The 14339-nt window shown below is 49.3% G+C and carries 18 protein-coding genes and 2 tRNA genes; 17 read left to right on the top strand and 3 right to left on the bottom strand.

Features of this window, described 5'->3' with window-relative positions; translation table 11 throughout:
• The first annotated feature begins 52 nt into the window (after window positions 1-52).
• The 5 genes from DUW71_RS11425 to ruvB all read left to right on the top strand — a co-directional run bounded on the left by DUW71_RS11425 (window position 53) and on the right by ruvB (window position 3713).
• Window positions 53-763 carry a YebC/PmpR family DNA-binding transcriptional regulator gene (locus tag DUW71_RS11425; RefSeq protein ID WP_119395386.1) on the top strand — a complete coding sequence of 237 codons (711 nt, stop codon included), beginning with the start codon at window positions 53-55 and terminating at the stop codon, window positions 761-763.
• A 68-nt stretch (window positions 764-831) separates the two neighbouring features.
• Window positions 832-1257 (top strand): GNAT family N-acetyltransferase, encoded by a 426-nt coding sequence (locus tag DUW71_RS11430; protein ID WP_119395387.1) that lies wholly within the window; start codon window positions 832-834, stop codon window positions 1255-1257.
• A gap of 183 nt (window positions 1258-1440) precedes the next feature.
• On the top strand, window positions 1441-2094 hold the full coding sequence (locus tag DUW71_RS11435; protein ID WP_119395388.1) for a trimeric intracellular cation channel family protein: 654 nt from the start codon (window positions 1441-1443) through the stop codon (window positions 2092-2094).
• Between the two features lie 2 nt (window positions 2095-2096).
• Window positions 2097-2696 (top strand): Holliday junction branch migration protein RuvA, encoded by a 600-nt coding sequence (gene ruvA, locus DUW71_RS11440; protein ID WP_119395389.1) that lies wholly within the window; start codon window positions 2097-2099, stop codon window positions 2694-2696.
• 9 nt (window positions 2697-2705) lie between these two features.
• A complete protein-coding gene (gene ruvB, locus DUW71_RS11445; RefSeq protein ID WP_119395390.1) occupies window positions 2706-3713 on the top strand; it encodes a Holliday junction branch migration DNA helicase RuvB in 1008 nt (335 codons plus the stop codon).
• A gap of 19 nt (window positions 3714-3732) precedes the next feature.
• On the opposite strand, the gene DUW71_RS11450 is transcribed toward ruvB, so the two are convergent.
• Window positions 3733-4971, bottom strand: a complete 1239-nt coding sequence (locus tag DUW71_RS11450) for a PepSY-associated TM helix domain-containing protein (protein ID WP_119395391.1) — start codon at window positions 4969-4971, stop codon at window positions 3733-3735.
• A gap of 62 nt (window positions 4972-5033) precedes the next feature.
• Entirely contained in the window at window positions 5034-5354 is a 321-nt protein-coding gene (locus DUW71_RS11455; protein WP_119395392.1) for a hypothetical protein, read from the bottom strand.
• 166 nt (window positions 5355-5520) lie between these two features.
• Between DUW71_RS11455 and ybgC the strand changes: the two genes are divergently transcribed.
• The 11 genes from ybgC to nadA all read left to right on the top strand — a co-directional run bounded on the left by ybgC (window position 5521) and on the right by nadA (window position 12809).
• Window positions 5521-5913 (top strand): tol-pal system-associated acyl-CoA thioesterase, encoded by a 393-nt coding sequence (gene ybgC / locus DUW71_RS11460; protein ID WP_119395393.1) that lies wholly within the window; start codon window positions 5521-5523, stop codon window positions 5911-5913.
• 56 nt (window positions 5914-5969) lie between these two features.
• Window positions 5970-6755, top strand: a complete 786-nt coding sequence (tolQ, locus tag DUW71_RS11465) for a protein TolQ (RefSeq protein WP_325048584.1) — start codon at window positions 5970-5972, stop codon at window positions 6753-6755.
• Entirely contained in the window at window positions 6755-7171 is a 417-nt protein-coding gene (gene tolR, locus DUW71_RS11470) for a protein TolR (RefSeq protein WP_119395395.1), read from the top strand. The genes tolQ and tolR overlap by 1 nt, the downstream gene beginning before the upstream one ends.
• 3 nt (window positions 7172-7174) lie before the next feature.
• On the top strand, window positions 7175-8026 hold the full coding sequence (tolA, locus tag DUW71_RS11475) for a cell envelope integrity protein TolA (RefSeq protein ID WP_119395396.1): 852 nt from the start codon (window positions 7175-7177) through the stop codon (window positions 8024-8026).
• Complete coding sequence (gene tolB, locus DUW71_RS11480; protein ID WP_119395397.1) at window positions 8023-9327, top strand: Tol-Pal system beta propeller repeat protein TolB; 1305 nt, start codon at window positions 8023-8025, stop codon at window positions 9325-9327. Before tolA ends, tolB begins: the two co-directional genes overlap by 4 nt.
• A 45-nt stretch (window positions 9328-9372) precedes the next feature.
• Complete coding sequence (locus DUW71_RS11485) at window positions 9373-9918, top strand: OmpA family protein (RefSeq protein WP_233546114.1); 546 nt, start codon at window positions 9373-9375, stop codon at window positions 9916-9918.
• An 8-nt stretch (window positions 9919-9926) separates the two neighbouring features.
• Window positions 9927-10643, top strand: a complete 717-nt coding sequence (gene ybgF, locus DUW71_RS11490; RefSeq protein ID WP_119395398.1) for a tol-pal system protein YbgF — start codon at window positions 9927-9929, stop codon at window positions 10641-10643.
• Window positions 10640-11317 (top strand): 7-cyano-7-deazaguanine synthase QueC, encoded by a 678-nt coding sequence (gene queC / locus DUW71_RS11495; protein ID WP_119395399.1) that lies wholly within the window; start codon window positions 10640-10642, stop codon window positions 11315-11317. Before ybgF ends, queC begins: the two co-directional genes overlap by 4 nt.
• Before the next feature lie 60 nt (window positions 11318-11377).
• Window positions 11378-11453: transfer RNA gene (locus tag DUW71_RS11500), tRNA-Lys, on the top strand.
• Between the two features lie 67 nt (window positions 11454-11520).
• Window positions 11521-11596 (top strand) — tRNA-Lys (locus DUW71_RS11505).
• A 169-nt stretch (window positions 11597-11765) separates the two neighbouring features.
• Window positions 11766-12809, top strand: coding sequence for a quinolinate synthase NadA (gene nadA, locus DUW71_RS11510; protein WP_119395400.1), 1044 nt, complete (start codon window positions 11766-11768; stop codon window positions 12807-12809).
• Here the strand turns inward: nadA and DUW71_RS11515 are convergent.
• Window positions 12793-14148: a M48 family metallopeptidase gene (locus tag DUW71_RS11515; protein ID WP_119395401.1), complete on the bottom strand. Its 1356-nt coding sequence runs from the start codon at window positions 14146-14148 to the stop codon at window positions 12793-12795. The two genes, nadA and DUW71_RS11515, sit on opposite strands and share 17 nt — an antisense overlap.
• Between DUW71_RS11515 and DUW71_RS11520 the strand changes: the two genes are divergently transcribed.
• Window positions 14147-14338, top strand: coding sequence for a sulfurtransferase TusA family protein (locus tag DUW71_RS11520; RefSeq protein WP_199671211.1), 192 nt, complete (start codon window positions 14147-14149; stop codon window positions 14336-14338). The genes DUW71_RS11515 and DUW71_RS11520 overlap by 2 nt on opposite strands.
• Window position 14339 lies beyond the last annotated feature (1 nt).

A 14339-nucleotide genomic window follows, 5' to 3' on the forward strand; every position in this document is an offset into this window, starting at 1 on the left:
CAAAAAGCCTCTATTTATAGGGGCTTTTTTGGATCTGATTAGGAGAATAAAAATGGCTGGCCATAGTAAGTGGGCAAACATTAAGCACAAAAAAGCAGCGCAGGATGCCAAGCGCGGCAAAATTTTTACTAAATTGATTCGTGAGCTAGTAGTTGCTGCGCGCAATGGCGGCCCAAACCCTGACGACAATCCAGCTCTGCGTGCTGCCATCGATAAAGCGTTATCGAACAACATGAAAAAAGACACGGTTGATAAGGCCGTGGCCCGTGGCGCTGGTAATAATGATGGCGAAGATTATCAGCCGATGACCTACGAAGGCTATGGTCAAGGTGGTGTGGCGGTTTACGTTAAATGTCTATCGGACAATAAAAACCGTACTGTGTCAGATGTGCGTCACGCTTTTACCAAGTGTGGTGGTAACCTAGGTACTGACGGCTCAGTTGCCTATTTGTTCTCTGATGTTGGCCAGCTATTTATTGAATCTGGCGACGAAGATGAAATCATGGAAGCAGCACTGGAGGCGGGTGCCGAAGACGTTATTACTAACGATGATGGTAGCTTTGAAATTCGTTGCGAGCCAAGCGAGTTTGCAACAGTTCGCGATGCACTAAGCCAATACTCGCCAGAAGGTGAAGTGACCATGGTGCCAAGCACTGAAGCACCAGTAGAGGGTGAAGTGGCAGAGAAGGTTCAAAAGCTAATTGATATGCTTGAAGACCTAGATGACGTGCAAAATGTTTATACCAATGCTGACTTTCAATAAGTATTAGCGCTTGTAAAAAAGGCATTCCGTGCAGCGGAGTGCCTTTTTTTATGGCATGAGATAACGCTATGGATCATTCGCACATTACTATAGAACAAGTCGCTCACCCTGTTGTTATGTACCTTAGGCAGAAGGTGTTTTGCCCAGATGAATCACCAGCTGCTTGCATGCAAACAGGTGACGAGCATGCATTGCACTTTGCTGCATTTCTGCATGACCAGCTTGTCGCTGTTGTTTCAGTATTTATCGATGGTAGCTCAGCACAGTTAAGCCAGTTGGCAACCGATCCCGAGTTTCGGGGCCAGCGGATAGGATCTCAGCTTATTCAATACGTGCAGAATGAGCTAGCTAGGCATGGCATTACCCATCTTGTCTGTAAGATTTCTAAAGCGCTAGGCCCGCTCTTCTTTAGGCTGGGTTTTACCTTGCAAAACAAGGGGCAAAATAGTGAAGAAGAGGGGTATTTGTCTGTGGAGTACTGGCTTGCGCAATAATCCATCTTCCATTGGCCGGCGGTTGCAATTTAGTTCAACTAGCATGGCAACTTTGTGTAAAATGCGCCGCTTAATTGGCTCGCCCACTTAATGGGTGACAACAGATCTAGGAGGCGGTGAGCGCAAATCGTATTGCCCACCGACTCCACAAACCAGCACGGGTTAAGCTCCCGTGGAGGCTAGATGAACGAAATATTGGAAGTGTCGACCGTAGTTTTTTGGTTGGACTTATTTGGTGTGGCAGTGTTTGCCGCGGCGGGTGCATTAGAAGCGGGCCGTGCTCGATTCGACTTCTTTGGCGTGCAGTTCATTGCTGTGGTCACAGCACTTGGCGGCGGTACTTTGCGCAACCTGGTGCTGGGGCTGCCTGCCTCCTGGGTGGACCAAACCATTTATATGTACGTGGCACTCTTTGCTGGGGCGGCAACGTTCATAGCCGACAAGTACATTGAAATCCACATAAAAACCTTGCTCTATGCTGATGCGCTAGGGCTAGCGGTGTTTGTTGTCACCGGCATGCAGGTTGCCTTTGCCTATGGAGCCGACCCGCTTATTGCCATTATCATGGGTATGAGCTCTGGTATTGTTGGTGGAATTTTGCGCGACGTATTCTGTAATGAAGTGCCGCTTATTTTTCAGCGCGATATTTACGCCACGCCAGCCCTAGCCGGTGGTGTGGTATTTTGGCTGGGTACTAGCTACCTAACGGACACCATGGCAATTATTGCAGCCATTGTTACCTGCTTTGGTATTCGCAGCGCTGGCATTTATTGGCACTTGTCGCTGCCGCGCTTTTTGCATACTGTGCATTATCGAGAAGAAAACCGAGGGGAATAACTGTGATTGGTCAGCTAACGGGCGTACTGCGCGCAAACCGCATGCCGGAATTACTCATTGATGTACAAGGTGTGGGGTACGAAGTTTTAGCGCCAATGTCGACGATCGCTAAACTTCCAAGCCTAGGTGAGCAGGTGTCGCTGGCTGTGCACACACAAGTGCGAGAAGATGCAATTACGCTATTTGGTTTTAGTAATAACCGCGAGCGCCAGTTGTTTCGCGTGCTAGTAAAGGTAAACGGTGTTGGACCAAAAATGGCGTTGGCGATTATGTCAGGCCTTGAGCCCGATCGGCTAGCGGCAGCCGTGACCGATAAACAAGTTACCATGCTTACCAAGATTCCTGGCGTGGGCAAAAAAACCGCCGAGCGCTTGATTGTTGAGCTAGCAGACCGCTTGGGTGAATGGGCAAGCCCAGATGCAGCACTCGAACTGGCCAGTGCGCCGCGCGCGCAAACCGCTGAACATAGCGCCGATGCGGTACAAGCTTTGCAAGCATTGGGATATAGCGCCGCGCAAGCAGAAAAAGCAGTTAATAAAGTGGCGACACCGGATGCCACCGCTGATCAATTGATTCGCGACGCGCTGCGGTCACTGGTGTAAGGGGCAGCTATGATTGAGAGCAATCGATTTATTTCTGGTGAAACAAAAAGCCAGTCGGAAGCCAATTTCGATAAGGCGCTGCGCCCAACTCGGCTAGCTGACTATGAAGGCCAGCCTGTGGTGCGTGAACAGATGGAAATCTTTATTCAAGCGGCGCGCAACCGTGGCGATGCACTTGATCATACGCTCGTGTTTGGCCCACCCGGGCTTGGTAAAACCACTTTGGCGCATATTGTTGCCAATGAAATGGGTGTGCCTCTGCGTACCAGCTCTGGCCCAGTTTTAGAAAAGGCCGGCGACTTAGCGGCCTTGTTAACCTCGCTTGAGGGCGGCGAAGTACTGTTTATCGACGAGATCCACCGCCTCAGTCCACATGTAGAGGAAGTGCTGTATCCGGCAATGGAAGACTGGCAGCTGGATATTGTGATCGGCGAGGGCGCTGAGTCACGTTCGATCAAGATTGATTTACCACCCTTTACCCTAGTAGGCGCCACCACTCGCGCTGGTTTGTTAACCGCCCCATTGCGCGACCGTTTTGGCATTGTACAGCGTCTAGAATTCTACTCAGTAGATGATTTGGCAAAAATCGTAGCCCGCTCAGCCGCGCAATTAGGGGTGCAAATGGATGCCGATGGCGCCCTCGAGGTCGCTCGCCGAGCACGCGGCACGCCGCGTATTGCCAACCGTTTGCTACGCCGCGTTCGAGATTACGCCGAAGTTAAAAGCAATGGTGAAGTAACGGCGGAGATTGCCGATGCGGCGCTGACCATGATCGCAGTTGATCAATCTGGATTTGATGAGTTAGATCGTCGTTACTTAGAAAACTTGGTCCACAAGTTCCAAGGCGGCCCGGTGGGCGTTGATAATATGTCGGCAGCAATGAGTGAGGAGCGCGATACGCTGGAAGACGTTGTTGAGCCGTATCTAATTCAGCAAGGTTATATCATGCGTACCACGCGCGGACGGGTAGCAACCCAACTAGCGTGGCGCTATTTTGGGCTGCCGGTGCCAGAGTGATTCTAGATTGGTTATCCTCTTAAGCGGCGCGAACGCTTGGTTTACGCAAGCTGCTTAGCCAAGAAACCACCACAATGATGAGTACGCTTATGCCAAAGGCTGGCAGGATTAAGCCTAGGGCTGCAATCAGTACTAATGTACCCAGGCCTACTCGAAAGCTCGCCGGTGGCTTAGGTAGGCCAAGTTTGCCCTTTGGTTTGCGCATCAGATATGACGTGATGCCAGCAAGGCTTAAGGCTACCAGTGCAATGCAGGTAAAGAGTGCAATCAACCAGTTAGCAATGCCGAAAAATTCACCTTGATGTAGGCGCATAACAACTTGTTGCCCAGCTGAAAGCATGCCTACTTCGTCCCAAGTATGGTGCAGCAGCAGTTCCCCAGAATACTGGTCGAAGTGCATGACCTGTTGCTCACTGAGCTTGGCGCTATTGCTGACAGTAAAAACACTATCGCTTGTTTGCGGCAGTGCTAAATACACTTTGCCGGGTAGCTCTTGTGCTTGTGCAATGGCAAACATTTCATCCAGTGTGAGTGCCTCGCCAGCAACCGTTGAGTTCAAGCTGCGGCTACTAAACCAAGTAGCTGGATAGCCTGAGTTGGTTGCCTCTTTCAATTTGTGGAAGTTTGCACCAAAAAGGTCGGTCCAGGGTAAGCCGCCAGCAATAATGACCAGTAAGAATGCGCTAATCCAGAAACCTAAAACAGCATGTAAATCGCGCATCATTATGCGTTTGCCTTTATTTAATCGCACTCTTACAAGGTTTAGGATGGGTTGCTTGCGTGGCCAAAACACAACAATGCCAGTGATGATTAATACCACTAGCCAACTGGCTACCAACTCGATCACCTTGGTGCCGTAGTCACCCATTAATAGCTCACCATGCAGATTACGAATGGTTTCCATTATGTCGTTCGACCTGATGTACTGCCCGGTAATCCCGCCAGTTGCAGGGTCTACATAAACTGATTCATTTGGTGAAAAGCGGCCATTGTAAAAGTGGGTTGCTTGCCCGTCGGCCACTTCAATATGGGTTAGTGGGTTTTGGCTAAACATATTGGCCATATCAAACTGCTGTGATAGTGGCAGTGGTTCGCCTTCAGTTGTTGCCAACATGGGGGCTTCAATATTGGCTCGATACTGATCTTTAAAGAGATAAATAGCGCCCGTTGTCGCGAGCAGAATAATAAACGGTAATACAAATAAGCCAGCAATAACATGCCAGCGCCAAAGCCATAGTTTTAGCGAATTGGAAATCATTTTTTTGCCCTACAAATAATCTTAATTGCCGCTGCCCAGCGGAAATGTCGTGCTTCGGAGGATTATTCAGCAGGTGGGGCGCGAGCGAGTGATTTGCTGTAAGTTGAGGTGCTCGGGGTGACTAGTACTTCCGTCCGTGGAACGGGTGGAGACCAAAACTCACTAAGCAGTAAATCACTAGGGTTGGCGCTGTGAATGATGCTCGGACATTGACAGTCCGACGCGTTTTGCAGGTAAGGCGTATCACTTTCGATAAATTCTGCGCTAACGCCAAATTGGTCGCACAACATCACTATGCGCCCAGCAAACGCGTCTTGGGCGCACAATATCGGCTGCACAAAAATGGCGAGCCATGTAATGAAGGCGAGTAGATGGTGTTTCATGGCAAAAAGATTACCGCAAGATTATCTAGCCGCTAGATAAATTGTTTGCGTTTGTGAGGCGATTGGCATTGTCATTCAGTGGCCAATTTTTAGGGTTGTGTTGCACAACTGTACTCAATCAAACCAGCTCGCTATAGTGGCAGGTTTCTGGTTACAAGGGTTGAGTATGTTTGAATTACCCGTGCGTGTTTATATTGAGGATACCGATGCTGGGGGCATTGTTTACCACAGCAATTATTTAAAGTTTATGGAGCGAGCGCGCACTGAGTTTCTGCGTGGTCATGGTTATCAACACACAGAAACCGAAAAAGCAGGCGCGATCTTTGTTGTGACTGAGCTGTCAATTCGTTATTTCAAACCGGCATTAATGGATGATGAGCTAACGGTAACCTTGTCGTTGAAAAGCCATAAAAGAGCGTCTGCTGTCTTCGATCAGCAGGTGTTGCGCGGCGAAACGCTGCTTTGCCAAGCGCAAATTACAATCGCCAGTATCGATCCTGTGAGCAAGCGTCCACGAACGATGCCTGAACATATTTTGCAATCGCTACTTTCGGGCTAGCGTCTTGCCGTCAATTTATTTACGCTAATGCGATAATTTGTGAACGGAGTACCACCGTGTCTGAATCAATGTCGATTTGGTCGCTCATCTTAGAGGCCAGTTTATTTGTCCAACTCGTTATGGCGCTGTTGGTTGGTTCCTCTATCTATAGTTGGGTCGTCATTTTTGAACGCCGCAGTTTGTTTGCTGCAAGCCATCGCTCATTTGCTGAATTTGAAGAGCGCTTTTGGTCGGGTTTAGACCTGACGCAACAATATCGCCAGTTGCCGCCACCTGAAGAAGAAAGCGCAGGTGAAGCAATTTTCCGCTCAGGTTTTCGTGAGTTTCAACGTTTGCGCCAACAAACCAAAGCCGACGAAGAGACGATTATGGTGGCCGTTCAACGCGCTATGCGTGTTGCCATTAACAAAGAACTGTCACAGTTAGATGCCAAACTACCGTTTTTGGCGACCATAGGCTCAACTGCACCATACATTGGCTTACTGGGTACGGTTTGGGGCATTATGAATGCTTTTTTAGGCTTAGCTGAGGTTCGCCAAGCGACGCTGGCTACGGTGGCGCCAGGTATTGCCGAAGCCTTGATTGCCACGGCGATGGGCTTGTTCGCTGCGATCCCAGCGGTGGTTGCGTATAACCGCTTTTCGACACAAGCGGATCGTTTGGCACAGGATTATGAAACCTTTGCCGAGGAAGTTGCTGCCATCTTGCACCGCCAGTTACATGTGTTGAAAGCGCGCGAGCAACAGGCGCGAGCGGCAGCCAAACCGGCTGCACAAACGACTGCAGCGAAACCTGCTACTGGCGAAGTGAATGCAGCACCGCCTAGGGCGAGGACTGAATAATGCATATTAGACGTCGTCGCAAGCCCATGTCTGATATGAATGTGGTGCCTTATATCGATGTTATGCTGGTATTGCTAATTATCTTTATGGTCACGGCACCCATGTTGACCACGGGTATTGATATTGAGTTACCGCGTGTAGACGCTGAACAAATTGACGTAGATGAAAACAATGTGCCCTTGGTCATTAGCATTTCGGCCGATGGGGGTTACTACATTGAAGAGAATGGCGATACCCGTGAGGTGTCTTTGCCAGACTTAAAAGATGCTGTTGGCGCGATGCTGGCGCAAACGCCTAATCGAGCAATTTTAGTGCGCGGTGATGATCGTGTGGACTATGGCACCGTGGTGGCCATGATTCAGATTGTTAAAGAGCAAGGTGCAACTCGTGTTGGTCTGATGACCGATCAGGAGTAATTGATGCGATTGATATGGCCGACCATTCAAGCATTGCTGTTGCACATTGTTGTTGCCATTGTGCTGGTATGGACGTTTGATGTGTCGCCGGCAGTGAAAGAGTTTGATTTATCTAGCCCGGCGATTGAATGGGTTGAACTGCCTCCGGCTCCGCAACCTGAACCTCAGCCTGTGCAACAACCGGCGCCAGAACCTGAACCAGCGCCCGAGCAAGATAGGGCAGCAGAGCTAGCACTAAAAGAAAAACAAGAGGCAGAGCGGCGCGAACGTGAAGCACAGCAACGGCGTGAAGCCGAAGCGCAACGCCAGCGCGAAGCCGAACGTCGCCAGCGCGAGGAGCAGGCGCGCAAAGAGCGCGAAGCACAAGAGGCAGCTGAGCGCCAAGCCGAGCAAGAGCAACGTGAACGCGAGCAAGAACAACGTGACCGAGAGAGGCGAATAGAGGCTGAGCAGCAACGCCTAGCAGAATTGCGCGAGCAGCGTCTAGCCGAGATGCAATCCCGTTTAGAAGCCGAGCAAGCCGCCAATGAGCAAGCCCAGCAGGCGCAAGCGAGTCGTCAGGCTTCAGAGGTAGAAAGCTTTGTGGCGGGTATACGAATGCAAATTCAACGCCAATGGCGCCGCCCAGCCTCGGCGAATAATGATATGCAGGTGCTGCTTCTGATCGATTTGCTACCAACAGGCGAACTGCGTAACGTATCGATATTGCAATCCAGTGGTGATCGTTTATTTGATCGTTCGGCCATTACCGCAGTGGAGTCGGTAACCCGATTTTCGGTACCGAAAGACCCGAATATGTTTGAGCAGAATTTTCGCAGCTTAAATCTGCTATTTGATCCGGAGGATCTATTTTGAAACAGCTAAGAACAATAATAATTGGCTTGTTAGTGCTTGCGATGACCGCCTCGGCGGCGTCGCGAATCACCATTAAAATTACCCGTGGTGTTGACTCCCCAACCAATATAGCGGTGGTACCGTTTTTAAACTCAACGGGCCAGCAGTTGCCGGAATCGATGAGTCAGGTCATTGCCAATGACTTAGAGCTTAGTGGTCGTTTTAAATCACTATCGCGTACCGCAATGCCAGGCTTGCCAAGCCAGCAAGAATCTATAGTAATGCGTGATTGGCGCGCGCTGAACCAAGACTACATCGTCATTGGTCGAGTCGATAACGACAATGGTCGTTTGCGAATGACGATGGAGTTATTCGACGTATTCACCGGTCAACGCGCCATAACGCCAAAAACATACTATGCCCAGCCTAATGCCATGCGTGCGGTTGCACACCGGATGAGTGACGAAATATATGAGCACATCACAGGTACTCGCGGCATTTTTTCAACCAAGCTGGCCTATATTGTTAAATCACAACGTGGCCGCAGCACTGAGTATCGACTAGAAGTTGCTGACTATGATGGGGCCAATGCAGTGGTGGCGCATCGCACGCCGATGCCAATTATTTCGCCAAAGTGGTCACCAGATAGCAAAAAGATAGCATTTGTTACCTTTGATGAAGTTGGCCGTTCTCGCATTGATATGCTGGATCTAGCCAGTGGGCGAGTGACTAATGAAATTCAGTTTAAGGGCATCAATGGTGCGCCGGCCTTTTCGCCAGATGGTTCAAAACTCGCTTTTACTAACTCTCAAGATGGTAACCCTAATATTTACGTGAAAGACCTTCGCAGTGGCCGTGTGCAACAGTTAACCGATCACTGGGGTATTGATACGGAAGCTGCATGGTCACAAAACGGTCGTCAAATTGTGTTTACCTCAGACCGAGGCGGTATGCCACAGCTGTACATGGTCCGTGCAACAGGCGGGCGGGCTGAGCGCATAACGTTTGAAGGTAATTACAATGCCAGAGCACAATTTAGTGCCGATGGTCAGTATATTGTCTATGTTCATGGTAAGGGCGGTGATAATTTTAATATTGCTGCAATGAACATGGCATCAAGGCAAACGCGAATATTAACCGCAACAACACTTGACGAATCGCCAAGTTTGGCGCCAAATGGCAGTATGCTAGTATATGGTACTAAGCAACAAGGAAAGGGTGTGCTTGCCTGGGTCTCGGTGGATGGCCAAGTGCGCAGCACAATGCCTGTCGTGGACGGAGATGTTCGCGAGCCAGCTTGGTCGCCATACCGTGGTGATTAATGTTCAGGCCCCAATTTATAAACCAAGAAAAATAGGAAATTAGCAATGAGCAAAGCTAGACTGATGCAAATTGCCACACTGGCAGCCGCTGTTTCATTGGCAGCTTGTGGTGGTACTGGTAGCGACGACAGCAACACAGTTGATACAGCAGAAAACACTGCAACTGAAACCGTAGAAGTGGTTGAGCCGGTTGTAGAAGAAGCTGAAGAAATGGTTGAAATGGTCGAAGAAGACATGACCGACTGGGCCCAGCAAGAGCGCGACTTCCTGGTTGAGAACTCAACTGTATACTTCGACTTCGACCAGTCGACTATCCGCAGCGATGCACGTCAAACATTGAACGCTCACGTTGGCTACCTGCTAGCGAACACTGGCGCAACAGTAAGCCTAGAAGGCCACGCTGATGAGCGCGGTACACGTGAATACAACGTTGCCCTAGGTGAGCGTCGTGCACAAGCGGTTGAGTCTTTCATGAAGCTGAAAGGCGTTAAAGACGACCAAATTGAAGTGACTAGCTTCGGTGAAGAGCGTCCTGTGAGCACTGACCACGCATTGAACCGTCGTGTAGAGGTTCGTTACCTAGCATGGTAATTTGAGTTATGCTGAAAAAAGCAATCCTAGTAAGTGCTGCCCTCGTTGGCAGCACTTTTGTTATGGGCAATGCCCAAATTGTTAACTCACAGCCAGTCACCCGTTCAGGTACACCTGCACCGCAAGCGGCAAACAGCATGGTGGAAGAAATATTCTTCGAAAACCAGCGTTTGCGCCAAGAGTTATCTGAATTGCGTGGTCAGGTTGAAGAGTTAATGTTTGAAGTACGCCAACTGCGCGAAGAAAATCGTGAGCGTTATATCGAGCTAGATGGCCGCATTAGTGATGTGGTTCAGTCTCAGCTAGGTGGTGGTTCTGCTACCGAGATGAGCCCAGAGTCGACCACAGCGCCAACAGCTCAATCGCCTGAGCAGCTATACCAAGATGCCCGCAACCTTATTAGTGAGCGTGACATTGACGGTGCAATTTCTGCTTTTGAAGCCTTTGTTGTGCAGTACCCAAGCCATGAGCTTGCGCCAAATGCCTACTATTGGTTGGGTGAGGTGCAGTCGTTGGTGCCGGATTGGGAAGCTGCCTTGGTGTCGTTTAGCCAAGTGGTAGATGGTTATCCGGTGAATAATAAAACGCCTGACGCGATGTATAAGTTGGGTGTGGTCTATCAGGCCTTAGGCGATGAAGAATTAGCACGTAGCTGGTTCTCAACCTTAATCACTGAGTTTCCAGACTCGCAAGCGGCAAGATTAGCGGAGCGTAAACTGCAATGAGCAAAGCGGTTGTACTTCTCTCAGGTGGCTTAGATTCAGCCACCTGTTTAGCCATTGCAGACAGCAAAGGCTACGACGAAATTCATACGATGAGTTTTGACTATGGCCAGCGCCACAAAGCTGAACTGTTAGCGGCAGAAAAACTCTCTGAAGCGTACGGTGTGGCAGCACATAAGGTGGTAAGGCTCTCGATTGGTGAGTTTGGTGGCTCGGCACTAACCGACACCAATACAGCAGTGCCAAGTGCTGACGAAGGCGCCGGCGGCATTCCTGTAACCTATGTGCCTGCGCGCAATACAGTCTTTCTTTCGATTGCCTTGGGTTACGCCGAAGTAATCAATGCCCAAGATATTTATGTTGGTGTGAATGCGGTGGATTATTCAGGTTATCCAGATTGTCGACCAGAATTTATTTCTGCCTTTGAGACGATGGCGAACTTGGCAACCAAAGCTGGGGTGCAAGGCAATGGATTTAATATTGTTGCGCCGTTGCAGTCACTCACTAAGGCTGAAATTATCCGCCAAGGCAGTGCGCTTGGTCTCGACTACGCCATGACGGTGTCGTGCTATCAAGCCGATGCACAAGGGCGCGCATGCGGCACCTGTGACAGCTGTCATTTACGTCAGCTTGGCTTTGAACAAGCCGGCGTTGAAGACCCTACGAATTATTTTTAATTTTTTTGCAAAAAAGGGTTGCACTAAAAATAGTTCTCCCTATAATGCGCACCTCGTTGGGGGTCGTTAGCTCAGTTGGTAGAGCAGTTGGCTTTTAACCAATTGGTCATAGGTTCGAATCCTATACGACCCACCAACCACCTAACTTATTGATTTGCTTGACATTTTAATTGGTTAGTTTAAAATTGAAAAAATCCAGTTGAGGGTCGTTAGCTCAGTTGGTAGAGCAGTTGGCTTTTAACCAATTGGTCATAGGTTCGAATCCTATACGACCCACCATTTTTGAGAAACGCCGCTACATTGTAGCGGCGTTTTTCGTTTCAGTTGATATATCACAGCCTAATGTCGATTCAGCTGTAAACAGTTGCAAATTCCTCGCTCCATGATCATCAATAAGTCGTAGATATGGTAAGATAACCAATTATCTGGGCAAACACGTGACGTTTTCATGACGCATATTATCTCTCTTGAACATACCGACTTTAATGTACCGGCTACGCAGGTCGAGGCGCCCTTGTCGGGGGCTGAACGCGACGCCAAATTGGATGAAATGACGGCTTTGCTAGCCAAGCATAACGCAACACTTGTAGCGCATTATTATACCGATACGCTAATGCAAGCTTTAGCCGAGCGCTCTGGTGGTTTTATTGGCGACTCGCTGGAAATGGCGCGTTTTGGTCGCGACTGTGAAGCCGACACCTTGATTGTTGCTGGTGTTAAGTTCATGGGGGAAACGGCGAAAATTTTAGCGCCAAACAAGCGTGTGCTGATGCCAACGCTCGAGGCAACCTGTTCGCTAGATTTGGGCTGTGACCCGAAAGCACTGGCGAAAATGAAAGCCGACAACCCCGATAGAACCCTGGTGGTTTACGCAAATACTTCGGCGGAAGTTAAAGCCATTGCCGATTGGGTGGTGACGTCAAGCATTGCGGTGAATGTCATTGAACACTTGCATGCCAATGGCGAGAAAATTCTTTGGGCGCCAGACCAGCACTTAGGGGGCTATATCGCCAAACAAACTGGCGCTGATATGATGCTTTGGAATGGCAGCTGTATAGTGCATGAAGAGTTTAAGGCGCAGAAACTTGAGCAGCTGAAAGCAGCCTATCCAGACGCTGCGGTATTAGTGCACCCAGAATCGCCAGCAGCAGTTGTTGAGCTAGCTGATGTCGTTGGGTCAACAACGCAGTTGTTGAATGCCAGTAAAGACATGGATAACCAAGTATTCATTGTGGCAACCGATCGTGGCATCTTCTACAAAATGCAGCAGGCCTCGCCGAAGAAAACTTTTATTGAGGCGCCAACCGGTGGTAACGGTGCTACCTGTCGTAGCTGTGCACACTGTCCGTGGATGGCAATGAATACGCTAGACCTACTGGCTAAAACGCTTGAACAAGGCTCAAACGAGATTTTCGTTGCGCCAGAGTTGATTCCAAAGGCGCTAAAGCCGCTAGACCGAATGCTGGATTTCGCTGCTAGTCAAACTCGTTAGCCTGTATAAGTTCTTCTGCCCATTGTTGATAGATAGGGCGGTTTAGGCGCTTCGCTTGCCGCTCTAAATAATCTATGGCCCCTATCAAGTCGCCTTGCCAATTAAGTTGTTGGGCATAACCAAAAACGGCATCGTCTTGGCGTCCTAGGTTGCTCATAATGGCCGAATAATGGCGCCAAAACTTTGGTTGGTGTTCTAGTTGTTGTTTGGCTTTGTTGAGCATGTCAAACCCTTTGCGCCATGCTTCCGTGGCAACGTAATAATCGAGTAGGGCAAACTGCATAACAGGATCGTTTGGCCGCAGTTGCAACCATAGTTCCGCTAAAGAAGGGCACACTTGCAAACGCGCTTCGCAAGCGCTGCTCAACATTGCCAGTTGAGTAATTCTCGCTTCGTCTTCCTCTATTGGCTTGGCGGCGCTAGATAGTGCGATAAACCTTTGTTCACTAGCCGGTTGATGAAATGCCTGTGCAAAGGCTTCATCAGGAAAACGCTCGGGTTCGGCGAGTATTTGTTGAACAAAACGCAGTGGACCTGCACCAGATGGTTCGACGTTATCGTCAGAGCGCTCTCTTAACGAGGCGGCTAGTCGACTATCAGTGCTAGGGTGCGTCGAAAGCCATTCTGGTGGTTCGCCATTAAGGCGCCCGATCTCCGACATATGCAGAAAGGCTAAGTTAAGAGAGTTGCTTGGGTAGCCTGCGTTGGCCAAAATCTCATGTGCAATGGCATCGGCTTCGCGTTCATTGGCGCGGCTATAGGCCAGTAGTTTATTCATTGCAATGGCTTGTCCGCTTACCGCAATGGCTGCGCCTGCTTCTGCATTAACTGTGCTAATAATCATCCCTGCAACAAAGGTAGCTAGGCTCTGATTGCGTACACTTGCTTGGCGGGTAATTTGCTGTTCATTATGTTGGGCGTATAAATGACCCAGTTCATGGGCGATAATGGCTGCGAGCTGAGCTTCTGTCTCAACTGATTTTATTAGACCAGCGTTGATCCCCATAAAATTGCCCAGTGCTGCAAAAGCATTAAAGCGGTCATCGGCAATTAAGCGCACAGTTGGTGCTGGCTGTGGTGGGTCGTATGCTTGCGCTAACCGGTTGGTTAAGCGCTGCAAATAATCATCTACAATAAGGTAGGCGTCGGCATTGGCGGCGTTGATTGAGCGCTGCCACATGTTAGTCAGTTTTTCCTGTTGTGCTTCGGATAACTGGTAACTGAGTAGCTGGGCTGAACTCATGCTGCCAATAAGCAGTAAACATGTCACAATTAGGTAACGCAAAATAAGCATTCTCATGAGTAATAGATCTAGTTCAACTTTAGAAGCTAAGGGCATGCGTTGTCCATTGCCGTTGCTAAAATTAAAGCAGTGGTTAGCCAAAGCAAGTGAAGGCGATCAGGTACAGTTAATCGTTGACGATCCACAAAGCATAAACGATGTGCCCAAGTGGTTATCCACAACCGCGCATCAACTGCTAGCCATCGAAACGCAGCAGAGTGCAGTGATAATAAGGATACAAAAGTAGC

It is taken from the genome of Salinibius halmophilus (assembly GCF_003577475.1).
Classification (GTDB): domain Bacteria; phylum Pseudomonadota; class Gammaproteobacteria; order Pseudomonadales; family Natronospirillaceae; genus Salinibius; species Salinibius halmophilus.

Coding starts and splice junctions, on each gene's coding strand:
- DUW71_RS11425 (WP_119395386.1), top strand. CDS start 53: ATGGCTGGCCATAGTAAGTGGGCAAACATTAAGCACAAAAAAGCAGCG.
- DUW71_RS11430 (WP_119395387.1), top strand. CDS start 832: ATGGATCATTCGCACATTACTATAGAACAAGTCGCTCACCCTGTTGTT.
- DUW71_RS11435 (WP_119395388.1), top strand. CDS start 1,441: ATGAACGAAATATTGGAAGTGTCGACCGTAGTTTTTTGGTTGGACTTA.
- ruvB (WP_119395390.1), top strand. CDS start 2,706: ATGATTGAGAGCAATCGATTTATTTCTGGTGAAACAAAAAGCCAGTCG.
- DUW71_RS11450 (WP_119395391.1), bottom strand. CDS start 4,971: ATGATTTCCAATTCGCTAAAACTATGGCTTTGGCGCTGGCATGTTATT.
- DUW71_RS11455 (WP_119395392.1), bottom strand. CDS start 5,354: ATGAAACACCATCTACTCGCCTTCATTACATGGCTCGCCATTTTTGTG.
- ybgC (WP_119395393.1), top strand. CDS start 5,521: ATGTTTGAATTACCCGTGCGTGTTTATATTGAGGATACCGATGCTGGG.
- tolR (WP_119395395.1), top strand. CDS start 6,755: ATGCATATTAGACGTCGTCGCAAGCCCATGTCTGATATGAATGTGGTG.
- tolA (WP_119395396.1), top strand. CDS start 7,175: ATGCGATTGATATGGCCGACCATTCAAGCATTGCTGTTGCACATTGTT.
- DUW71_RS11485 (WP_233546114.1), top strand. CDS start 9,373: ATGAGCAAAGCTAGACTGATGCAAATTGCCACACTGGCAGCCGCTGTT.
- ybgF (WP_119395398.1), top strand. CDS start 9,927: ATGCTGAAAAAAGCAATCCTAGTAAGTGCTGCCCTCGTTGGCAGCACT.
- queC (WP_119395399.1), top strand. CDS start 10,640: ATGAGCAAAGCGGTTGTACTTCTCTCAGGTGGCTTAGATTCAGCCACC.
- nadA (WP_119395400.1), top strand. CDS start 11,766: ATGACGCATATTATCTCTCTTGAACATACCGACTTTAATGTACCGGCT.
- DUW71_RS11520 (WP_199671211.1), top strand. CDS start 14,147: ATGCGTTGTCCATTGCCGTTGCTAAAATTAAAGCAGTGGTTAGCCAAA.
- DUW71_RS11515 (WP_119395401.1), bottom strand. CDS start 14,148: ATGCCCTTAGCTTCTAAAGTTGAACTAGATCTATTACTCATGAGAATG.